This window comes from Bradyrhizobium sp. PSBB068, from assembly GCA_016839165.1.
Taxonomy (GTDB): Bacteria; Pseudomonadota; Alphaproteobacteria; order Rhizobiales; family Xanthobacteraceae; genus Bradyrhizobium.
Genome location: CP069300.1, coordinates 3624846 through 3647231, shown reverse-complemented (window position 1 = coordinate 3647231; position 22386 = coordinate 3624846). Strand labels below are relative to the sequence as shown.

The following is a 22386-nucleotide window of genomic DNA, read 5'->3' as shown; positions in this document are numbered from 1 at the left end:
GCGTTCAAAACCGCTTGCTGAGGAACTTCGATCCCTTCAGCCCGTAGCGCCAGGGCAGCTCGACGGCCTTGGTGATGCCGATCCGGATCCCGGTGACGATGTCGGGCGTCTCCAGCCGGGCGTGGAGCGCGATCGGCGGACGGTCCAGCGGCAGCTCGCTATGGGCGATGGTGATGCCCATCGCTTCGCACAGCTTGCCCGGCCCCGAGCATAGCGCGCGTTCGTCCTCCAGCCCGCGCCGCCGGCGCATCGCGGCGAGCCCATGGGTCGGCTCGATCGCGCGGATCAGCACGGCGCTGGCCGAGCCAGCTTCCTCGCAGACGAAATTGACGCACCAATGGATGCCGTAGGAACGGTAGACATAGGAGAAGCCCGGCGGGCCGAACATCACCTGGTTGCGCGGGGTCGGTCCGTTGAACGAGTGCGCCGCCGGCTCGGTGTGATGGTAGGCCTCGACCTCGGTGATGATGCCGCCGACCCCGCCGACCAGGAAGGTCGCGCCGATCAGGTCGGGCGCGACCTCAAGGACGCTGCGATCGAAGAAGGAGCGTTTCAGCGCCTTGCCGAGGCGCGGCACGGTCGCACGGGTCGAGCGGGGTTTTTGAGCCATTTTGAGGTGGGAATCGGCGTGGAACGGACCGCAACACTGCCAATATCTGGGCTGATCTGCTAGGGTCGCGGTGCGGGTTGCGAGCCGCGTCAACACCGATTAGCTATGGTTTCTCGCGACTTGCAGGCACCTATGGTCACCATTGTCGACACCATCTCCACCACCCAGCTCCGCCCGCGCCACCCCGAAAAGGTGAACCGGCCGGATGCCGTATCGCCGCCGAAGCCGGACTGGATCCGGGTTCGCGCGCCGAACACGCGCGGCTATGCGGATACGCGCAAGATCGTGAAGGAGAACGGCCTCGTCACGGTGTGCGAGGAGGCGGGCTGCCCCAATATCGGTGAGTGCTGGGACAAGAAGCACGCCACCTTCATGATCATGGGTGACACCTGCACCCGCGCTTGCGCATTCTGCAACGTCAAGACCGGCATGCCGGGCGCGCTCGACGCCAATGAGCCCGAACACGTCGCCGAGGCGGTGTCCAAGCTGGGATTGGCCCACGTCGTCATCACCTCGGTCGATCGCGACGATCTCGCTGACGGCGGCGCGGAGCATTTCGCGCAAGTCATCCGCGCCATCCGTGCGCGCTGCCCGACCACCACGATCGAGATCCTGACGCCGGACTTCCTGCGCAAGGACGGTGCGCTGGAGCGCGTGGTCGCGGCCAAGCCCGACGTCTTCAACCACAATCTGGAAACCGTGCCATCGCGCTATCTGACGGTCCGTCCCGGCGCGCGCTATTTCCATTCGATCCGGCTGTTGCAGCGGGTCAAGGAGATGGACCCGACCATCTTCACCAAGTCGGGCATCATGGTCGGTCTCGGCGAGGAGCGGCATGAGGTGCTCCAGGTGATGGACGATCTGCGCTCGGCCGAGGTCGATTTCCTGACCATCGGCCAGTATCTGCAGCCGACGCGCAAGCATCACGCCGTGATGCGCTACGTGACCCCGGACGAATTCGCGGGCTACGAGCGCGTGGCCTATACCAAGGGCTTTCTGATGGTGTCGGCGAGCCCGCTGACACGCTCGTCGCATCATGCCGGCGAGGATTTTGCGAAACTGCAGGCGGCACGCACGGCTCGTGGCCGCTAGTACTTTTTACCTCGGTGAGCCGGTGCCAGCCCGTGCTCGACCGAACCTTGGACTGGACCAATGCAGCGCGTTCTGGTGATGGGATCGTCCGGGTCCGGCAAGTCGACTTTTGCCCGGCGGCTGTCCGCTCTGACGGGTATCCCGACCGTGTCGATCGACGCGCTGTTCTGGAAGCCGGGCTGGGTCGAGTCCGACAAGGACGACTTCGAGCGTCGCATGATCGAAGTCGCGCGCGAGCCGCGCTGGATCATGGACGGCAACTACACCAGGAATGGTGCAGGTGAACTGCGCCGGGAGCTCTCCGATACGATCATCTGGTTCGACCTGCCGCGGTCGACCTGCATGCTTGGGATCCTGGGGCGCATTGCCGGGAGCTACGGTCAGGTTCGCCCCGAGATGGCGGCTGGTTGCCCGGAGAAGATTGATCTCGAGTTCTTCCGCTACGTCTGGACCTATCGCGAGCAGCAGCGGCCGAAGCTGGTCGAATATTTCGAGGGCCTGCGCCCCGATCAATCGCTGGTCTGCTTCACAGCCCGGACCCAGGCGGACGATTACCTGAAGAGCCTCGCACGCCAGCAAAACCGTGCGAGTATCCACTGATGCCACGATTCTCCAGCAAGCGGCGGGTCCGCCACACCGCACCTCAAATGTTCGATCTGGTCGCCGACGTCGAGCGCTATCCGGAATTCGTGCCGTTGTGCCAGGCGCTCAAGATCCGTCAGCGGACGCCCAAGGACGACGGCACCGAAATCGTGGTCGCCGACATGACGGTCTCCTTCAAGCTGGTGCGGGAAACCTTCACCAGCAAGGTGACGCTCGATCGGCCCAACTTGAAGATCCTGGTCGAATATCTGCGCGGCCCGTTCAGCAATCTGGAGAACCGCTGGAGCTTCGAGCCGAAGTCGGAGACCGAATGCGATGTCGGCTTCTTCCTGGACTACGAATTCAGGAGTCGGATGCTGGCGATGCTGATGGGCTCGATGTTCGACGCCGCATTCGGACGCTTTGCGCTTGCTTTCGAGAAGCGGGCCGACCAGATTTACGGCAAGCCGCAGCTGTCAACGTAAGCGCTCTCGTTGCGAAACGCGCCGCAATGCGTCCGCGTCGATCAGCGGGTGCTCCGATGCGGCAGTACCGGTCGAGCCTGGCAAAGGCCAACGAGGACAGCACGAGGATCGCAGCTCCGATCACCGTTTCCGCACTTTGCGGCGTGCCATAGATGTAGTGCTCTCCGATCATGGTGACGATCGGTACAAAATAGAATACGACGCCGATTTTCGACGCCTGATGTCGTGACAGCAGATAGAGGAGCAGTACGTTCGCGCCAACTGACACGACGAGTATCATCCATGCGGCGGAGATCAGGAAGCCGACATCCAGCGTGGCTCGCCAACCGGTCACCGCCACGACTGTTCCGAAGACGAGCGCCGAGCCGATATATTGCCAAACGATCGAGCGCGCGACGGCGACGCCGATTTGCTTCTGCAATGCGGTCCCAACGGTGATGGCCAGAAGCGCAATCACCCCGAACCCGACACCCGAAACGGAACCGTCGCCTACCGCGCGTGTGCCGACGACGGCCAATACCAGTCCCAAGAATGCGGCCAGCAAGAGCACCATGCCCCGCCACGGCACCCTTTCTCGTGCGATCCAGGGGGTGAGCAGAGGCTGAGCACCCAGTATGATCGTGAGGGTGCTGGGTGACAGTCCGTGGGCGATAGCCAGGAAATAGGCGCCTTGGTAGCCCGCCTGTAGCAACAGGCCGACCGAGATCGCCCAAAGGACGGTTCGACCAGGCAGGGCCAGGGCGGCGCGAAAGTCGGATCGAAACGCCACGAGCAGGACGACCGAGAGCACAAGCGTCGCGCCGATGGAGCGAACGGCAAGGAACGTCCAAACGGACGAACTCATGAGGCCAAGCTTTACGAAAATTGCACCGCTGCTCCACATGACCAGAAACAGCATTGGGGCCACGACGCTCAGCGAGGCGTGGTGTCCGGGCCGCATCGTCGTTGCAGCGCGATCCGGCGCCCGACCTGAAATCCGAGCGGGCGCCGCATCATCCAGGTCTCCTGGCTCGTCGGCGGATCCATCAGTCATCAACGTGCCCAACGACTTCCTGCATCGCAGCGCGCGATCATATTGTCATTTGGCTAAATGACAATATGATCGGCGCATGGAACGATCCGCACAGATCAGAGCGCTGGCCAGCGAAGCCAGGATGCTGATATTGAGGCTCTTGGCCAGGCCTCGGAGGCACTTCGGCCATCAACGGTCGGCCGATCCCGTCGAAGTTGGGGTTTGCATGACGCTGATCGCGGAGGCCCTTGCGATTACGCAACCCACCGCAAGCCGGCATCTTGAGATTCTCAAGCGCGCAGGGTTCATCGCGGTTCGACGGCACCACAAATGGTCTTACTGCAAGCGGAACGAAGCTGCGATTCAGGATCACCTGGAATGGATCAGGCATGAGCTTCAGATCCGAAACGGATCTGCCGGAGCTGCAAGCAGCACGCGCCCCGCTCAATCCCGCGCTCGCATGGCGCGCTGAGAATTGCTGACGGAGCCCGGATGCTCGCGACAGCTACGCACCGACGCGGCGAGGTTCCAGAGCGTTGGCGGCATGAGGATTGTTTCATGCCGATCCTGACCGCGACCTGCAAACGTGCGCCGCTGTACCGAAGGTTCAGGTCAAGCCGGCGGTCGACCTGAACCAGTTTCATGTTGACGGCCTTGGGCCGTCGATTTTGATTAGGCTGGTCAACTCGTGACCGACTGTTGCGGATCGGAAATCGTTCCGCGCGCCGACTTACGGGCAGGAACGGCGCACGCCGCCGGAGGCGATGTAGGTGCCGGATGCGGGATCGTAGGAGCGGAAACGCCGGGAGCAATAGGCGTCGTTGTTGGCCTTCGCCTGGCTCGCCGCGATCGCGCCGCCGATGATCGCGCCGGCCGCAAGCCCGCCGATCACCGCGCCGGCATTGCCGCGGCCGTGATGACGGTGGCCGTAGTAGCCGCCGCGATAGCCACCGTGGTAACCGTGACGCGGGCCGCCGTGCCAGTGGCGGTACTGCACGTGCGCGACGGAGCTGGGCTGGCCCTGCAAATGCGCGGGCGCGAGCGGCGCGGCAGCTGAGGGTGCAATCGTGGTCAGCGTCATGGCGCCCGCGGCAATTGCGGCCACGACCAAAGTTCCCAACTTCATCATTTTCTCCTTGTTGTGGGATTGCGGTTGAAACACCGCATGTTGGAACGGAAGAAACTGCGAAGCGACGTCAGGGTTCCACTTGAGATGGTGTCACTAAGTCGCAATTGACACGACCGGCCCATGCCCGACCTGACGTGACCAGGATTCGCGCGATGGGACGACACTGCCGGAAGTCTTGCGAAGAATTTCGCGCAGAGTGTCGGATTCTCCCCGTCCACGTCGTCCTTGGGTCATCTCGATGATAATCACCCAGGGAGCTCGAAGTGAGAAAGATTGTTGTTGGCGCCTTCATCAGCCTGGACGGCGTCATGCAGTCCCCCGGCGGCCCGCAGGAAGATCCGATCGGCGGCTTCAGCTTCGGCGGCTGGTTCGCGCCGCTGTTCGACGAGAAGACCGGCGAGGTCATCGGCGAGATGTTCGCCAGTCCGTTCGATCTGCTGCTTGGCCGCAAGACCTACGACATCTTTGCCGCGCACTGGCCCTATGTCGACAAGAGCGATCCGATCGGCCCGCTGTTCGATCGCATCACGAAATATGTCGCCACCCGCGACGCCACCCGCAAGCTGAGCTGGCAGAACAGCGAGACGCTTGGGGCCGACGCCGTCGGCGCTTTGAAGAAGTTGAAGCAGTCCGACGGACCGAATCTCCTCACCCAGGGATCGAGTGATTTTCTCAAGACATTGCTGGCCGCCGGCCTCGTCGATGAGCTCAATCTCTTCATCGCGCCGCTCATCCTCGGCAAGGGCAAGCGCCTGTTCGCCGACAGCGGCCAGCCAGGCAATCTGAAGCTGGTGTCTTCGCAGGTCATGCCGTCCGGCGTCATCCACGCCAAATACGTTCCAGACGGCGAGGTGAAGACCGGCTCGTTCGAATTCGATACGCCAACTGAGGCGGAGCTCGAGCGTCGCAAGAACCTGATGTGAATCAAGAGCGGGTCAGCATATGGAGGCCGGTGCCGCGGCCGGTCTCATCCGCGCGGCGGCCGCCGCCGTTTCGCGGCGTGGCTGCGCGGCGAACGGGCCACTCGTGGTCGCAACCGGCTGGCAGTCTCTCGGCGGGGTTTTGCGGCCTGCGGCGGGCGCGCGAGTTCCATCAGCATGCGCAGCGCCTCGACGACGGAACGCTGCCGCACCGCGCTGCGGCCGATCGCGCCGAACCGCTGCTCACGATGGAGGATGCGGCCGTCGCGTGCGGCGACAGCGAAATGCACGAGGCCTACCGGCTTGCCTGGCGTCGCCCCGCCGGGGCCGGCGATTCCGGTGATCGAGACCGCAAGGTCGACGCCGGCCTTCTCCAGCGCACCGATCGCCATCGCGGTCGCGGTTTCCTTGCTCACCGCGCCAAACGTCTCCAGCGTCGCCGCCTTTACGCCAAGCATCACCCGCTTGGCCTCGTTCGAATAAGTCACGAAGCCGCGGTCAATGACGTCGGACGAACCGGGGATGTCGGTGAGCGCGCCAGCGACCAGGCCGCCGGTGCAGGATTCGGCGGTCGCAATCGTGAGCTTGCGCATCCGGCACAGGTCGAGCAGCGAGCGGGAGAGGGCACGAGCGTCGCTGCCGCCCATGTCAGGCACTCCGGCCCTTGTCGTCCCAACCTTGCTCGTCCCAAGGCAGGCGGACCGTGGCGCTCGCGGTCGCCGCGATGCCTTCCTCGCGACCGGTGAAGCCGAGCCGCTCGCTGGTGGTGGCCTTGACTGCGACGCGCGAGATGTGGACACCGGAGATCTCCGCGATCTTCGCCCGCATGGTGTCGCGCAGCGGACCGATCTTCGGCCGCTCGCAGATCAGCGTCACTTCGAGGTTGGCGATCCGCCCGCCGCGCGCGGTAACGCGCTCGACGGCATATTTCAGGAATTGGTCGGAGGAAGCGCCCTTCCACTTGGCATCGCTCGGCGGGAAGTGCGAGCCGATGTCGCCGTCGGCCAGCGCGCCGAGGATGGCGTCGACCAGCGCATGCAATCCGACATCGCCGTCGGAATGGGCAAGGAACCCCTTGCTGTGCGGCACGCGCACGCCGCAGATCATCACGTGATCGCCTTCGCCAAAGGCATGCACGTCGTAGCCGGTGCCGGTCCTGATGTCGCCGAGCTGGCTGGCGAGCCGCGCTTCCTCGCGCACGAAGTCTTCGGGGGTGGTGAGTTTCATGTTGGCAGCATCGCCTTCAAACGTCGCAACGGTCAATCCCGCCCATTCAGCAAGCGCGGCATCATCGGTGAAATCGCTGCGGCCCTCGCGCGCGGCACGACGATGCGCTTCCAATATTACGTCGAAACGAAACGCCTGCGGCGTCTGCGCGATCCGCAGGCGCGCGCGCTCCGGCGTCGCTTCGACATCGCCGGTATCGCCGGTGAGCTTGATCGTGTCGGTGACGGGAATGACGGGGATCGCCGCGCCGGTCCGGCCGGCTGCCGCGATCGCGCGTGAGATCACGGCTTCGGTCACGAAGGGACGGGCGGCGTCATGGATCAGCACGATGTCCGGCTTCTCGGCGGCGAGCGCCTCGAGCCCGGCATGGACCGAGGCCTGCCGGGTCGCGCCGCCTGGTGTCGGCGGTCGGTGACGAAGGCCCGCGACCGCTTCATCGAACAGCGCGGCATCGTCAGGATTGACCACCGGCTGCACCGCAAAGACGTCAGGATGTCCGGAGAACGCCTCCATGGCGCGGTAGATCACGGTCTGCCCGCCGATCGTCCGATATTGCTTCGGACCGCCTGCGCCGGCGCGAAGTCCACGGCCGGCTGCGACAAGAATAGCTGCGGTACGCTCAAGCTTCGGCATTTTGAACCAGTGACAGACGAATCTGGGATGAGGGGGACGGCGGGGATCGCCCGCCGCGCACAGCCCTTAGCATGACCGCTGCGCAAAAACAGAGCGTTTGCCGCTGACTGTGGGAAAAGCAGATTTTGTTGCGGTGCACTTGCGTCGGTGGTACAAATGTCTAAACCGTAGGCATGAGCCTTGACTGCACAAGAATTGTGCGCAGAATAGACGATGTCAGCTGCAATGGCGTGGCTGCAAAACGACGAGACGGCTGTGACCGGCGTGCAAAGTACTCCTCGTAACCCATTGAAAATAGGCGATATTGCTGTCGCCAACCGGGTTCTTCTTGCGCCCATGTCCGGCATCACTGACGCGCCCTTCCGGCGACTCGCTGCCACTTTGGGCGCCGGCCTGGTGGTCTCCGAGATGACCGCCAGCGACGATCTGGTGAATGGCAAGCCGATGTCGAAGCTGCGTTGTGAGGCAGCCGGGATCGGGACGCATGTGGTCCAGCTTGCGGGCTGCCAGGCCCATTGGATGGCGGAGGGCGCGCGGATCGCCGAGGACGCCGGCGCCGACATCATCGACATCAACATGGGCTGCCCGGCACGCCATGTCACCGGCGGCCAGTCTGGCTCGGCCCTGATGCGTGACCTCGACCACGCGGTCACGTTGATCGATGCGACCATCGCCGCGGTCAAGGTGCCGGTGACGCTGAAGATGCGGCTCGGCTGGGACGATCGCTCGCTCAACTCGCCCGAGCTGGCGCGCCGGGCCGAAGCCTCAGGCGTGCAGATGATCACCGTGCATGGCCGCACCCGCTGCCAGTTCTACAAGGGCGAGGCGAACTGGAACGCGGTGCGCGCGGTCAAGGACGCCGTCTCGGTCCCGGTCGTGGTCAACGGCGACATCACCTCATTCCACAAGGCCGTCGGCGCGCTGCAGATGTCGGGCGCCGACGCCGTCATGATCGGCCGCGGCGCCCAGGGGCAACCGTGGCTGCCCGGCCAGATCGGCCGCCGGCTCGAGACCGGGGTCGCCGAAACCGCGCCATCGCTCGCCGAGCAACTCAAGCATGTTCGCGCGCTCTATGACGAGATCTGCAGCCATTACGGTCTGCGCATCGGGCTCAAGCATGCGCGCAAGCATCTCGGCTGGGCGCTGGAGACCGCGGCCGCCTACAGCTGCGCACCAACGGCCACGTTGAAGGCCTGGCGGCAGGCGATTCTGACCGCGGAGCAGCCGTCCAGCGTGCATCGCTCGCTCGAGGACGCCTACGACGATTTTGCCTGGAGTGCTGCCGCATGACGTCAGCCATGGAATTTCGCCGGCCCGTGCCTACCGATGGCGAGGCCATCCTCAACGCGCTGCCCAATCCGGTGCTGCTGGTCGCACCCGACGGCCGGATCGTCGACGCCAATATCGCCGCCGAATCCTTCTTCGAGATCTCGACCCAATTCCTGCGCCGGCAGTCGCTGAAGGAGCTGGTGCCGTTCGGCAGCCCGCTGCTTGCGCTGATCGAGCAGGTGCGGGCCAGCGGCTCGCCGGTCAATGAATACAAGGTCGATCTCGGCACGCCGCGGATCGGCGGCGATCGCCAGGTCGATCTTCACGTCGCGCCACTGACCGAGCGGCCCGGCCACATCGTGGTTATGCTGCAGGAGCGCACCATCGCCGACAAGATGGACCGCCAGCTCACCCATCGCAGTGCGGCGCGTTCGGTGATCGCGCTGGCGGCGATGCTCGCCCATGAGATCAAGAACCCGCTGTCCGGCATCCGCGGCGCAGCGCAGCTGTTGGAGCAGCAGGCCTCATCCGAGGACCGGCTTTTGACGCGGCTGATCTGCGACGAGGCGGACCGCATCGTCACGCTGGTCGACCGCATGGAAGTGTTCGGCGACGATCGTCCGGTGGCGCGCGGCCCGGTCAATATCCATTCCGTGCTCGACCATGTGAAGCGGCTGGCGCAATCCGGCTTTGCCCGCAATGTCCGCTTCATCGAGGACTACGATCCGTCGCTGCCGCCGGTGCTCGCCAACCAGGACCAGCTGATCCAGGTGTTCCTCAATCTGGTGAAGAACGCGGCCGAAGCGGTCGCCGACCTCGGCACCGATGCGGAGATCCACCTCACCACGGCTTTCCGCCCGGGCGTGCGGCTGTCGGTGCCCGGCAAGAAATCGCGGGTCTCGCTGCCGCTGGAATTCTGCGTCAAAGACAATGGCTCAGGCGTGCCGGAAGACCTGCTGCCGAACCTGTTCGATCCCTTCGTCACCACCAAGCAGACCGGCAGCGGGCTCGGCCTCGCGCTGGTCGCCAAGATCGTTGGCGATCACGGCGGCATCATCGAGTGCGAGTCGCAGCCGCGCAAAACCACTTTCCGTGTGCTGATGCCGATGTACAGCGTCGCCAAGCAACACGACCAAAGCAACCGCGATGACGTTCCGGGTACGTCCTCGCCTGCCTCTCAGGATGCACGATGAGGAACACCAATGCCTGCAGGTAGCATACTTGTCGCTGACGACGACACCGCCATCCGGACCGTCCTGAACCAGGCGCTGTCGCGCGCCGGCTACGAAGTGCGCCTGACCGGCAATGCCGCCACGCTGTGGCGCTGGGTCAGCCAGGGCGAGGGCGATCTCGTCATCACCGACGTGGTGATGCCCGACGAGAACGCGTTCGATCTGTTGCCGCGGATCAAGAAGATGCGGCCGAATTTACCAGTCATCGTGATGAGCGCGCAGAACACCTTCATGACCGCGATCCGCGCCTCCGAGCGCGGCGCCTACGAGTATCTGCCGAAGCCGTTCGACCTCAAGGAGCTGATCACCATCGTCGGCCGCGCGCTGGCCGAACCGAAGGAGCGGGTCTCCAGTCCCGCCGACGACGGCGAGTTCGACTCGATCCCGCTGGTCGGCCGCTCGCCGGCGATGCAGGAAATCTACCGCGTGCTGGCGCGGTTGATGCAGACCGATCTCACGGTGATGATCTCCGGCGAGTCCGGCACCGGCAAGGAGCTGGTCGCCCGCGCGCTGCACGATTACGGCCGGCGCCGCAACGGCCCGTTCGTCGCGGTCAACATGGCGGCGATCCCGCGCGACCTCATTGAGTCCGAGCTGTTCGGCCATGAGCGCGGCGCATTCACCGGCGCCAACACCCGTGCTTCCGGCCGCTTCGAGCAGGCCGAGGGCGGCACGCTGTTCCTCGACGAGATCGGCGACATGCCGATGGAGGCGCAGACCCGGCTGCTGCGCGTGCTGCAGCAGGGCGAATACACCACCGTCGGCGGCCGCACCCCGATCAAGACCGACGTGCGCATCGTCGCGGCCTCCAACAAGGACCTGCGCATCCTGATCCAGCAGGGCCTGTTCCGCGAGGATCTGTTCTTCCGCCTCAACGTAGTGCCGCTGCGGCTGCCGCCGTTGCGCGAGCGCATCGAGGATCTGCCCGACCTGATCCGGCATTTCTTCTCGCTTGCCGAGAAGGACGGCCTGCCGCCGAAGAAGCTCGATGCCCAGGCGCTGGAGCGGCTCAAGCAGCACCGCTGGCCGGGCAACGTCCGCGAACTGGAGAACCTCGCCCGGCGGCTCGCCGCGCTCTATCCGCAAGACGTCATCACCGCCTCGGTCATCGACGGCGAGCTGGCGCCGCCGGCGGTGACCTCGGGCAGCACCGCGACTGTCGGCGTCGACAATCTCGGCGGCGCGGTCGAGGCCTATCTGTCCTCGCACTTCTCCGGTTTCCCGAACGGGGTGCCGCCGCCGGGCCTCTATCACCGCATCCTCAAGGAGATCGAGATCCCGCTGCTGACCGCCGCGCTGGCGGCGACCCGCGGCAACCAGATCCGGGCCGCCGACCTGCTCGGATTGAACCGCAACACCCTGCGCAAGAAGATCCGCGACCTCGACATCCAGGTCTACCGGAGCGGCGGGTAGCAGGAGCGGGCACCGGCGCGAGGACTCACGACAGTTATTGAGTAGTCACAAATGGTTTTGCGGACATCGAGCCGCACTGCGGTTTGCGCCGCGGAAATGTCGCAATTCGGCAACATTGTGATATGATTGCATCAGTTCGCAATTCCCGCGGGCGATCGCTCTCAGCTCAATTGCCGGTATGACCAGCGCAGACACCACCGCTTCAACGTTACACGCGTCACCGGCCGAGCCCCGAGCAGAGGCGCGGGGCTTTCCGTTGCGGCGCTGGCTGGCGCCGTTCGCCGTGGCCATCGCGCTGTTGTCCGCCTTCCTCACCTTCGTGGTGCTGACCGGCCTGACCCCGATCGAGCCGACGCCCGAGGTGGTCCGCTCCTTCCTGCTGATCAATGCCGGCTCGATCCTGCTGCTGGTCGGCATCATTGTCCGGGAAGTCTGGCAGATGGTGCAGGCGAGGCGGCGGGGCCGGGCGGCGGCGCGGCTGCACGTCCAGATCGTCGGCCTGTTCTCGGTGATCGCGGTGCTGCCCGCCGTGCTGGTGTCGATCGTCGCCAACGTCACGATCGAGCGCGGCCTCGACCGGCTGTTCTCGGGCCCCACCAAGCAGGTGATCCAGAACTCGCTGACCATCGCCAGCGCCTACATGCAGGAGCATGCCCAGCTCATCAACGGCGACACGCTGGCGATGGCCAACGACCTCGCCCATGCGCGGCCACTCTACGACCAGGACCGCATGACGTTCCTGCAGCTGATGACGGCCGGCGCCGAGTCGCGCAACCTGCCGGTCGCGGTGTTGATGGACAAGGACGGCAAGATCGTCGCCAGCGCCGAAACCGGCGTCCGGCTGAACTACGAGGCGCCGCCGCCCGACATCCTGAAGGACATCAACGAAACCGAGCCGAAGATCTCGGTGTTCCCGGAAAACTACGTCGCCTCCGTGGTCCGGCTGCGGGCCTATGACGACATGTTCCTGTATGTGGCGCGGCTGCTCGATCCGGCTGTTGTCGCCCAACTCAAGCAGACCCAGACCAGCGCCGCCGAATATGCCCAGGTCGAGACCCAGAGGCTCGGTGTCCAGGTGGCGTTCGCGCTGATGTTCGCGGTGATCGCACTGACCATCCTGATGGCTTCGGTGCTGATCGGGCTGAACTTCGCCAACGGGCTGGTGTCGCCCATCCGCCAGCTGATGGGCGCGGCGAGCGAGGTCTCGACCGGCAATCTCAATGTCCAGGTGCCGGTGCATAAATCGGCCAGCGACCTCGCGCTGCTCGGCGAAACCTTCAACAAGATGACCCAGGAGCTGCGCACCCAGCGCAACGAGCTGGTCGACGCCAGCGAGACGATCGACAGCCGCCGCCGCTTCATCGAGGCGGTGCTGTCCTCGGCCTCTGCCGGCATCATCGGGGTCGACGCGTCGGGCAGCGTCGGCATCCTCAATCGGTCGGCGGAAAAGCTGATCGGGCACGCCGAGTCCGAGACGCTCGGCCATCCGCTCTCGGACGTGCTGCCCGAACTCGACGAGATGATGAAGACCGCGCGCGAGGGCACGCAACGCCTGGTGCAGGGCCAGGTCACGATCCTGCGCGACGGCAATGAGCGCAATCTGTCGGTTCGCGTCTCGGCCGAGCAGACCAGCCAGTCGCATGAGAGCTACATCATCACGCTCGACGACATCACCGAATTGGTCTCCGCGCAGCGCACCTCGGCCTGGGGCGACGTCGCCCGCCGCATCGCCCATGAGATCAAGAACCCGCTGACCCCGATCCAGCTCTCCGCCGAGCGCATCCGCCGTAAATTCGGCAAGACCATCACCGAAGCGAAGGACAAGTCGATCTTCGAGCAGTGCACCGACACCATCGTGCGCCAGGTCGACGATATCAGGCGCATGGTCGACGAGTTCTCACGCTTTGCGCGGATGCCCAAGCCCGTGATGGAAGGCGAGGACGTCGCCGACGTGGTGCGCCAGGCCGTGTTCCTGATGAAGGTCGCGCATCCCGATCTCGCCATCGAGGCCGACATCAAGCAGTCGCCGCTGCCCGCGCAATTCGACCGCCGGCTGATCTCGCAGGCGCTGACCAACATCATCAAGAACGCCACCGAGGCGATCGAGCAGGTGCCGCCCGAGGAGCTCGGCAAGGGCCGCATCGACGTCGTGGCGCAGCGCGAGAACGACGACGTCCTGATCGACGTCGTCGACAACGGCATCGGCCTGCCCAAGGTCGCTCGCGCGCGCCTGCTCGAGCCCTATGTCACGACGCGGGCCAAGGGCACCGGGCTTGGACTTGCGATCGTCGGCCGCGTTCTGGAGGACCATGGCGGCCGCATCGAGCTCAAGGACGCCTCCGATTTCCGCGAGGGCCAGCGTGGTGCCTGGATGCGGCTGCGCTTCTCCGTCACGGGCCAGGCGGCCAAGCCCGAGCACAAGCCTGAAAGCAAGGAACAAAAACCGGACGCGACACCGGACAAGACCGAATCCGACATTGAAAAAAATCCGCCGGAAGAGTCGACCAACGGCCCGGCACAGGCGACCAACAATGAACCAAAAATCCAAGAAGCAAACAGCCAAGAGCCAAATGCGCAAGAGCCAAGAAGCCAAGAGCCAAAAATCAAAGCCGCGACGGGCGACTGACAAGGCAGGTGTAACCCATGGCAAGTGACATTCTGATTGTCGACGACGAAGCTGACATTCGTGACCTCGTCGCGGGTATCCTGGACGATGAGGGCTTCTCCACGCGCACTGCGCGCGACAGCGATTCGGCGCTCGCCGAGATCGCCAATCGCCGCCCGAACCTGGTCTTCCTCGACATCTGGCTGCAGGGCTCCAAGCTCGACGGCCTGCAACTGCTCGAACAGATCAAGAAGGACAATGCCGATTTGCCGGTCGTGATGATCTCCGGCCACGGCAACATCGAGACCGCGGTCGCCGCGATCAAGCGCGGCGCCTATGACTTCATCGAGAAGCCGTTCAAGTCGGACCGGCTGATCCTGGTCGCGACCCGGGCGCTCGAGACCTCGCGGCTGAAGCGCGAGGTCAAGGAGCTCAAGCAACTGGCGCCGGCGGCAAGCGTGCTGACCGGCCGCTCGGCCTGCATGAACCAGCTGCGCCAGACCATCGACCGCGCTGCCAAGGCCAACAGCCGCATCCTGATCGTCGGTCCCTCCGGGGCCGGCAAGGAGCTCGCCGCGCGCACGCTGCATCATGCGTCGGGTCGCGCCGAGGGTCCGTTCGTGGTGATCAATGCGGCCGCGATCACGCCGGAGCGCATGGAGATCGAGCTGTTCGGCATCGAGGGATCGAACGGCGAGCAGCAGCGCAAGGCCGGCGCGCTCGAAGAAGCGCATGGCGGCACGCTGTTCATCGACGAGATCGCCGACATGCCGCGCGAGACCCAGAACAAGATCCTGCGCGTGCTGGTCGATCAGACCTTCCAGCGCCAGGGCGGCACCAGCAAGGTCCATGTCGACGTCCGCATCATCTCCTCGACCGCACGTAACCTCGAGGAAGAGATCGCCGCGGGCCGTTTCCGCGAAGACCTCTATCACCGCCTGTCGGTGGTGCCGATCCGGGTGCCGCCGCTGTCGGAGCGCCGCGAGGACATCCCCGAGCTGATCGACTATTTCATGGACCAGATCTCGGCCGCCACCGGCCTGCCGAAGCGGCAGATCGGACAGGACGCGATGGCCGTGCTGCAGTCCCATGTCTGGCCGGGCAACGTCCGCCAGCTGCGCAACAATGTGGAGCGCGTGATGATCCTGGCCGGCGGCGGACCGGAGGCGATCATCACCGCCGACATGCTGCCGCAGGACGTCGGCTCGATGGTGCCGGCGATGCCGACCTCCAACAATGGCGAGCACATCATGGGCTTGCCGCTGCGCGAGGCGCGGGAGGTGTTCGAGCGCGATTATCTGATCGCCCAGATCAGCCGCTTCTCCGGCAATATCTCGCGCACCGCGGAGTTCGTCGGCATGGAGCGTTCGGCGCTGCATCGCAAGCTGAAGGCGCTCGGGGTCGGCTGACGCTCAGGGGCGGCCGATCACGACGTGCCCTGGGCAGGCAACCGCCCGCGACCTGGAGCGAGGCCCCGGCGCTCACCGCCGGGACCAGGCTTCGGGGCCAGGTAGAGCGCCGGCGAGGCGAGGGCAAGACACGGTACAGCCGGGGATTTATCCACTCTCCACGAGAATATTCGTCTCTTTCCTTGCGCTTTCTTAGAATTGCCACCGTGTTCCTACCGACTGCACCCCGAACCGGCTTGCCTAAAAACCGCGCGTGGCCTCTAATCCTACCGCTACGCCTGCCAGAGGGGGATCTCAGGGCAGGTGGGCAGCCGGAGGAGGCTCCGTCAGAGAGCCGCAACCGGTTCAATAAAAAGAAGCACAAGCTTGCGGGACAAAAACAATGGCGGCAGACCGCGCACAAAATCTACAAGACACCTTCCTTAATCACGTTCGTAAAACCAAGACGCCACTGACGATATTTCTGGTCAACGGGGTAAAGCTGCAGGGCATTGTCACATGGTTCGACAATTTCTGCTTGCTGCTGCGGCGCGACGGTCATTCGCAGCTTGTCTACAAGCACGCGATCTCGACTATCATGCCGGGAGCTCCGATTCAGCTGTTCGAAGGTGGCGAGGACGCACCTGCTTGAGAGTGAACTGATTGGAACCCTTCGATCGTGAAGGGGGCGCCGACCGGACCAAGTCTAGGCCCGGGTCGGCCGGGAACGGCGGTACCGGGCGAGTCATCGTCATCGGCCCGTACCTGCGCGCGCGCCGTGGCGACGGCGACGCGCAGCCGGATTCCGCGATCCGCGACTACGAAGCACGGATCGAGGAGGCCGCCGGCCTCGCCGGTGCGATCGACCTCACCGTCGTTGAGTCCGTTGTCGCGCCGATCAGCCAGATCCGGCCCGCGACCTATCTCGGCAAGGGCAAGGTGGAGGAGATCAACGGCCTCGTCGCCAGCAACACGGTCGAACTCGTGGTGATGGATTGCGCGCTGTCGCCGATCCAGCAGCGCAACCTCGAGAAGGCCTGGAGCACCAAGGTGCTCGACCGCACTGGCCTGATCCTGGAAATCTTCGGCCGCCGCGCCAAGACCAAGGAAGGTGCGCTGCAGGTCGAGCTCGCCCATCTCAACTATCAGCGCAGCCGCCTGGTGCGGTCATGGACCCATCTCGAGCGCCAGCGCGGCGGCTTCGGCTTCATGGGCGGCCCCGGCGAGACCCAGATCGAGGCCGACCGCCGCCTGATCAGCGAGCGCATCACCAAGCTCGAGGGCGAATTGAAGAAGGTGCAGGCGACGCGGCGGCTGCATCGCGCCGGCCGCCAGCGCGTGCCCTACCGCGTGGTGGCACTGGTCGGCTACACCAATGCCGGCAAATCGACCCTGTTCAACCGCCTGACCCGGTCTGACGTGCAGGCCGCCGACATGCTGTTCGCGACGCTCGACCCGACCCTGCGCGCGCTCAATTTGCCGCATGGCGGCAGAGCGATGCTGTCGGACACGGTCGGCTTCATTTCCAATCTGCCGACCCAACTGGTCGCTGCGTTCCGCGCCACGCTGGAGGAGGTGCTGGAAGCCGACATCGTCCTGCATGTCCGCGACATCTCCCATGAAGACGCCGAGGCACAGGAGCGCGACGTCGAGGGCGTGCTGCGCCAGCTCGGCATCGATCCCGACGCCGATGGCGGCCTGCGCATCATCGAGGTCTGGAACAAGATCGACCGCTTCGATCCCGAGGAGCGGGACAATCTGCGCAACATTGCTGCGCGCCGCCCGCCGGAGCGGCCATGCTTCCTGGTTTCGGCCGTGACCGGCGAGGGGATCGACGCATTGTTGACCGCGATCGAGGATCGCCTCGCGGCCAAGCGCATCACGCTCGACCTGTCGATCGACGCCGCCGATGGCGCCGGCATCAGCTGGCTGCACCGCAATGCCGAGGTCCTGAGCAAGGAGCTTCATGGCGAGCGGTTCGACATGACGGTGCGGGTCGACGAGACCAAGCGCGACATCGTCGTGTCACGATTCGATGCTCTGCCGCACGGGACGTAGCGTCCCGGAAGTCCGAGACGGCAAGGGGGATCGATGTTCAATCGTCGGGCATTTCTCGGCGGCGGCCTGGCGAGCGCCGCGGTCGCAGGGATTTCAACGCGTGGCGCCGCCGACAACGCTGCGTTCGTCGATGCCCCCGCACTCCGGCCGGTCCTTGCGCGTCCGGACCGGATGTTTCGCGTCACCGTGTGCCTGCGTCCCTTCCGCGCCGCCGGTCCGCGCATCGAGGCGGAATGGATCGACGCGAAGTATGTCGTCCACAATTATGGACATGGTGGAAGCGGCTGGTCGCTGTCGTGGGGCGCCGCGCAGGAGGCCGTGCCGCTGGCCCTGCAATTGAGCACGCGCAATATCGCCGTCCTCGGCGCCGGCGCGATCGGCCTGACGACCGCAATCACAGCCCAGCGGATGGGCGCGACCGTCACGATCTATGCCAAGGAGCGTTTCCCTCAGGTGCGCTCGGCACGCGCGACCGGAGACTGGTCGCCGGATTCGCGCGTCGCGATGGAAGCCGATGTCGCGCCGGACTTCGCCGACCGCTGGGAGCGCATGGCGCGCACGACCTTCGCAGCCCATCAAAGCTATCTCGGCCTTGCCGGCAATCCGATCGAATGGACGGATCGCTATCTGCTCTCCGACGATGCTCCCGACGCCGACGGCCGTCCGCACCGGCGTCAGCATGCCTCGGCCGACGGCCAGAAGAAATTCCTCGAACTGCGCGGCCGCGTCCGGTCGCTCACGCCGCGATGGGACTTGCTGGCCGCCGGATCAAATCCATTTCCCGCGCCGTACGCCTGGAAAAGCGCCTCGCTGACCTACAACGTCACGGATCTCTATCGGCAACTGGAGGCAGAGTTTCAGCGCGCCGGGGGCCTCTTCGTGCCGATCGAGTTGCAGGCGCCGTCCGATCTTTCGAAGATCCGCGAAACCGTCATTGTCAATTGCACCGGCTATGGCGCCCGTGCGTTGTTTCGCGACGAGAGCATCGTTCCGGTGCGCGGCCAGATCGCCTGGCTCATTCCCCAGCCGGATGTCGGTTACGGCGTCTTCTACCGTAACCTCAGCGTGCTCGGCCGGCGCGACGGCATCGTCGTTCAGCCGGTCGGCGAGAACGACTATTTCGGTTTCAACGACGACAACGAAACGCCTGACTACGCCGCCGCGCGCCAGGCGGTGGAAGACGCGGCGAAGCTGTTCAGCCGGGCCTGATCGGCCGCGATCCCCCGAAATGTGACGGCGCCGTGAGGCGGCCTCACTGCTGCGCGCCTGGGACGCGCCGCCGCACTTTCTGTTTGAATTCTGCGCCGCCGTGGTTCATTCGCTGCTGGACGCACAGGCGAGGGTGATCGATGCAGAATTCAGGCGACACCATGACATTGGAGACGGTCGCGAGCCCGCACGGGGATATCGCCCATGAGCGGGCGCCCGAAATCGTCGAGGCGCTCAACGCCCGGGAACCGGCGGACGCCGCCAAGCTGCTGCGCTCGCTGCCGGCCGAGAAGGCGATCGAGGTGCTCGACCTGCCGGGGCTCGACAACACCTGCGAGATCCTGGCTGAGCTGCCGACGGACACCGCGGTGTCGCTGCTGTCGGGCGTCTCCGACGACCGCGCCGCCGACATCTTCAAGGAGCTGGTCGAGCCGCTGCGCACCACGCTGCTGAACGGGCTCAATCCGGAGACCCGCAGCGTCATCTCGGGGCTGCTGGCCTATCCCGAGCGCAGCGCCGGCAGCATCATGACGACCGAGTTCGTCAGCGTGCCCTCGACCTGGACCATCGCCGAGGTGCTGCATCACATCCGGATGGTCGAGCGCACCCGCGAGACTGTCTACTCGATCTTCGTGATCGACCCGGTCAAGAAGACCCTGATCCAGGCCGTGCCGCTGCGCCGCCTGATCTCGGCCGACCCGCACGCCAATGTGCTGACCGCGGCGCCGGCACGGAAGCCGCTGATGATCGCCCCCGAGGCCGACCGCATGGAGGCGGCGCGGCTGATCTCGCGCTACGATCTGCTCGCGGTCGCCGTCGTCGACGGCCCCGGCCACATCCTCGGCATCGTCACGGTGGACGACGTCATCGACGCCATCGTCGAGGAATCGACCGAGGACGCCCAGAAGTTCGGCGGCATGGAAGCGATCGACGAGCCATACTTGCGGATCGGCTTCGGCGAGATGATCAAGAAGCGCGCCGGCTGGCTGTGCGCGCTGTTCCTGTCGGAAATGCTGACCGCGACCGCGATGCAGTCGTACCAGAGCGAGCTCGAGAAGGCGATCGTGCTGACGCTCTTCATCCCGCTGATCATGAGCTCCGGCGGCAACTCCGGCTCACAGGCGACCTCGCTGCTGATCCGTTCGCTGGCATTGCACGAAGTGCGGCTGCGCGACTGGTGGCGAGTCGCGGTGCGCGAAGTCCCGACCGGTATCGTGCTCGGCTCTATCCTCGGCCTGATCGGTATTGTCAGGATCGCGCTCTGGCAGACCATGGGCCTGTTCGACTACGGCCCGCATTGGGGGCTGGTGGCCGCGACCGTCGGCGCCACGCTGATCGGCATCGTCACCTTCGGCTCGCTGTGCGGCTCGATGCTGCCGTTCGTCCTCAAGCGCATCGGCTTCGATCCCGCCAGCGCATCCGCGCCGTTCGTCGCGACGCTGGTCGACGTGACAGGTCTCGTGATCTATTTCGGCGTTGCCGCGGTTATCCTGCGCGGGACGCTGCTGTGAGGTGAGGCAGCGTCCTCAAACTCGCCGTCGTCCCTGCGAAAGCAGGGACCCATAACCACAGGCCATCGTTGTTGAGCGCAGCAGCAGTTCTGCTTGATCGCCTCGACGAATCTCTGGCGATGCCGCGGGACCGATACCGCCAACCAACCGATAGATCACGCGGTATGGGTCCCCGCTTTCGCAGGGACGACAGCGGTGGTTGTGGCGGCTGTTTTCGCCTCGTTCCACAGCGCATCCATCTCGTCGAGCGACGCGTTCTCCAGTGAACGTCCCTTTGCCGCCAGCGCCCGTTCGATATAGGCAAACCGCCGCTCGAACTTGGCGTTGGTCGCGCGCAGCGCGGTTTCCGGATCGGCGTCGACGTGGCGGGCGAGGTTGACCAGAGCGAACATCAGGTCACCGGTTTCCTCGGCGATCTCCTGCTTGTCGTTGCGGTCGAGCGCGGCCTCGATCTCATCGGCCTCCTCGCGGATCTTGGCGAGCACCGCGCGTGGGTCGTTCCAGTCGAAGCCGACGGTGGAGGCCTTGCGCTGCAACTCCATCGCGCGCGTCAGGGCGGGAAGGCCCGCCTTCACGCTCGCCAGCAGCGATGTGTGCGCGGTCTCCTCTGGCGGCCGACGTGCCGCGCGCTCGGCCTTCTCCTCCGCCTTGATGCGCTCCCAGGCGCTCTTGACACTGGCCGGCTGGATGTTGCCGTCCTTGTCGGCAAAGACATGCGGATGGCGGCGGATCATCTTCCTGGTGATCGCCTCGACCACGTCGCCGAAGGCAAATGCGTTCTGCTCCTCGGCCATCCTCGCGTGATAGACCACCTGGAGCAGGAGGTCGCCGAGTTCCTCGCGCAGATCGTCGAGATCGCCGCGCGTGATCGCGTCCGCGACCTCATAGGCCTCTTCGATCGTGTAGGGCGCGATGGTCTCGAAGTTCTGAATGAGATCCCATGGACACCCCGTCACCGGTGTCCGCAGCGCGGCCATGATCTCGATCAGGCGGGAAATGTCGCGGGAAGGGGTCATGGAGCACCGCTGGATGAGAGGTCGAGCCGTTATGCCAAATCGACCCAGTCGATCCCAGCAAAACGCGCCGGAATCGCGGCGCCGTCCACCGATTGGCCGCAGGGCGAAGGAGTGGTAAAGCCCGTTCCATGACCGAACAGAACGCTTCCGACACCGCGCTGGTGCTGTTTTCCGGCGGCCAGGATTCCACGACCTGTCTGGCCTGGGCCTTGTCGCGCTTCGCCCGCGTCGAGATGCTGGGCTTTTCCTACGGCCAACGCCATGCCGTCGAACTGGATTGCCGCGACCAATTGCTGGCCGGGATCAAACAGATGCGGCCGGACTGGGCGGCGAAGCTCGGCGACAGTCACACGCTCGCGATCCCGACGCTGTCGGACATTTCCGACACCGCGCTGACCCGTGACGTCGCCATCGAAATGGGCGCGGACGGGTTGCCGAACACCTTCGTGCCGGGCCGCAACCTCGTGTTCCTCACCTTCGCCGCGGCGCTGGCCTACCGGCGCGGCATCCGCCACATCATCGGCGGCATGTGCGAAACCGACTATTCCGGCTATCCGGATTGCCGCAACGACACCATCAAGGCCTTGCAGTCGGCGCTCAACCTCGGCATGGCCAGAAACTTCGAGCTGCACACGCCGCTGATGTGGCTCGACAAGGCCGCGACCTGGCGGCTCGCGCACGAGCTCGGCGGGGCAGGGCTGGTCGATCTGATCCGAGAGCGCTCTCACACCTGCTATCTCGGCGAACGCGGCGCGCAACATGATTGGGGCTATGGCTGCGGCGAGTGCCCGGCCTGCAGCCTGCGTGCCAAGGGTTGGCGGGAGTACGTCGCGCAGGGGGGCGCGTAACCGCGGCTGATGGCCTCCGCAGGGGCGCGCCGCCAAAATATTGAAAACAACCCCATGCAAAGGAGCTGGCGGTCGCCGGCGTTCGACACGGCGGCTTGACACGTCGGGCAACTCAGCCTTACTATTCTAAAATTCAGAAATCGTGCA

Annotated in this window: 20 protein-coding genes; 15 read left to right on the top strand and 5 right to left on the bottom strand. The window is 65.1% G+C overall.

Annotation, left to right across the window (positions count from 1 at the left end):
• Positions 1 to 4 precede the first annotated feature (4 nt).
• A complete protein-coding gene (locus tag JQ507_16835; GenBank protein ID QRI73012.1) occupies positions 5 to 610 on the bottom strand; it encodes a DNA-3-methyladenine glycosylase in 606 nt (201 codons plus the stop codon).
• Between the two features lie 132 nt (positions 611 to 742).
• Between JQ507_16835 and lipA the strand changes: the two genes are divergently transcribed.
• The 4 genes from lipA to JQ507_16815 all read left to right on the top strand — a co-directional run bounded on the left by lipA (position 743) and on the right by JQ507_16815 (position 4253).
• A complete protein-coding gene (gene lipA / locus JQ507_16830) occupies positions 743 to 1702 on the top strand; it encodes a lipoyl synthase (protein ID QRI73011.1) in 960 nt (319 codons plus the stop codon).
• 60 nt (positions 1703 to 1762) lie between these two features.
• Complete coding sequence (locus tag JQ507_16825; GenBank protein QRI73010.1) at positions 1763 to 2302, top strand: DNA topology modulation protein; 540 nt, start codon at positions 1763 to 1765, stop codon at positions 2300 to 2302.
• Positions 2302 to 2769: a type II toxin-antitoxin system RatA family toxin gene (locus JQ507_16820; GenBank protein ID QRI73009.1), complete on the top strand. Its 468-nt coding sequence runs from the start codon at positions 2302 to 2304 to the stop codon at positions 2767 to 2769. Before JQ507_16825 ends, JQ507_16820 begins: the two co-directional genes overlap by 1 nt.
• 1109 nt (positions 2770 to 3878) lie before the next feature.
• Complete coding sequence (locus JQ507_16815) at positions 3879 to 4253, top strand: winged helix-turn-helix transcriptional regulator (protein QRI73008.1); 375 nt, start codon at positions 3879 to 3881, stop codon at positions 4251 to 4253.
• Positions 4254 to 4511: 258 nt separating this feature from the next.
• Here JQ507_16815 and JQ507_16810 read toward each other — a convergent pair whose 3' ends face one another.
• A complete protein-coding gene (locus JQ507_16810; protein ID QRI73007.1) occupies positions 4512 to 4910 on the bottom strand; it encodes a BA14K family protein in 399 nt (132 codons plus the stop codon).
• Between the two features lie 263 nt (positions 4911 to 5173).
• Between JQ507_16810 and JQ507_16805 the strand changes: the two genes are divergently transcribed.
• The gene (locus JQ507_16805; protein QRI73006.1) at positions 5174 to 5833 is read left to right on the top strand and encodes a dihydrofolate reductase; all 660 of its coding nucleotides are present in this window, start codon (positions 5174 to 5176) and stop codon (positions 5831 to 5833) included.
• Positions 5834 to 5877: 44 nt separating this feature from the next.
• Here the strand turns inward: JQ507_16805 and JQ507_16800 are convergent, their stop codons facing one another.
• Positions 5878 to 6477, bottom strand: coding sequence for a CinA family protein (locus JQ507_16800; protein QRI73005.1), 600 nt, complete (start codon positions 6475 to 6477; stop codon positions 5878 to 5880).
• 1 nt (position 6478) lies between these two features.
• A complete protein-coding gene (locus tag JQ507_16795) occupies positions 6479 to 7690 on the bottom strand; it encodes a bifunctional 2-C-methyl-D-erythritol 4-phosphate cytidylyltransferase/2-C-methyl-D-erythritol 2,4-cyclodiphosphate synthase (GenBank protein ID QRI73004.1) in 1212 nt (403 codons plus the stop codon).
• Positions 7691 to 7978: 288 nt separating this feature from the next.
• Here JQ507_16795 and dusB point away from each other — a divergent pair, with 288 nt between their 5' ends.
• The 9 genes from dusB to mgtE all read left to right on the top strand — a co-directional run bounded on the left by dusB (position 7979) and on the right by mgtE (position 20375).
• Complete coding sequence (dusB, locus tag JQ507_16790) at positions 7979 to 8980, top strand: tRNA dihydrouridine synthase DusB (protein ID QRI73380.1); 1002 nt, start codon at positions 7979 to 7981, stop codon at positions 8978 to 8980.
• Entirely contained in the window at positions 8977 to 10152 is a 1176-nt protein-coding gene (locus JQ507_16785) for a nitrogen regulation protein NR(II) (protein QRI73003.1), read from the top strand. Before dusB ends, JQ507_16785 begins: the two co-directional genes overlap by 4 nt.
• A gap of 9 nt (positions 10153 to 10161) precedes the next feature.
• Positions 10162 to 11604 carry a nitrogen regulation protein NR(I) gene (gene ntrC, locus JQ507_16780; GenBank protein QRI73002.1) on the top strand — a complete coding sequence of 481 codons (1443 nt, stop codon included), beginning with the start codon at positions 10162 to 10164 and terminating at the stop codon, positions 11602 to 11604.
• Positions 11605 to 11782: 178 nt separating this feature from the next.
• Positions 11783 to 14230 carry a PAS domain-containing sensor histidine kinase gene (locus JQ507_16775; protein QRI73001.1) on the top strand — a complete coding sequence of 816 codons (2448 nt, stop codon included), beginning with the start codon at positions 11783 to 11785 and terminating at the stop codon, positions 14228 to 14230.
• Between the two features lie 17 nt (positions 14231 to 14247).
• Positions 14248 to 15618: a sigma-54-dependent Fis family transcriptional regulator gene (locus tag JQ507_16770; GenBank protein QRI73000.1), complete on the top strand. Its 1371-nt coding sequence runs from the start codon at positions 14248 to 14250 to the stop codon at positions 15616 to 15618.
• Positions 15619 to 16000: 382 nt separating this feature from the next.
• On the top strand, positions 16001 to 16249 hold the full coding sequence (gene hfq / locus JQ507_16765; GenBank protein QRI72999.1) for an RNA chaperone Hfq: 249 nt from the start codon (positions 16001 to 16003) through the stop codon (positions 16247 to 16249).
• Between the two features lie 11 nt (positions 16250 to 16260).
• The gene (gene hflX, locus JQ507_16760; protein ID QRI72998.1) at positions 16261 to 17655 is read left to right on the top strand and encodes a GTPase HflX; all 1395 of its coding nucleotides are present in this window, start codon (positions 16261 to 16263) and stop codon (positions 17653 to 17655) included.
• Between the two features lie 33 nt (positions 17656 to 17688).
• Complete coding sequence (locus tag JQ507_16755; protein ID QRI72997.1) at positions 17689 to 18864, top strand: FAD-binding oxidoreductase; 1176 nt, start codon at positions 17689 to 17691, stop codon at positions 18862 to 18864.
• A 140-nt stretch (positions 18865 to 19004) separates the two neighbouring features.
• A complete protein-coding gene (mgtE, locus tag JQ507_16750; protein ID QRI72996.1) occupies positions 19005 to 20375 on the top strand; it encodes a magnesium transporter in 1371 nt (456 codons plus the stop codon).
• Positions 20376 to 20530: 155 nt separating this feature from the next.
• On the opposite strand, the gene mazG is transcribed toward mgtE, so the two are convergent.
• Positions 20531 to 21391 (bottom strand): nucleoside triphosphate pyrophosphohydrolase, encoded by an 861-nt coding sequence (gene mazG / locus JQ507_16745; protein QRI72995.1) that lies wholly within the window; start codon positions 21389 to 21391, stop codon positions 20531 to 20533.
• Positions 21392 to 21519: 128 nt separating this feature from the next.
• On the opposite strand from mazG, the gene queC reads away from it, so the two are divergent.
• Positions 21520 to 22239 carry a 7-cyano-7-deazaguanine synthase QueC gene (gene queC, locus JQ507_16740; GenBank protein QRI72994.1) on the top strand — a complete coding sequence of 240 codons (720 nt, stop codon included), beginning with the start codon at positions 21520 to 21522 and terminating at the stop codon, positions 22237 to 22239.
• The last annotated feature ends 147 nt before the right edge of the window (positions 22240 to 22386 follow it).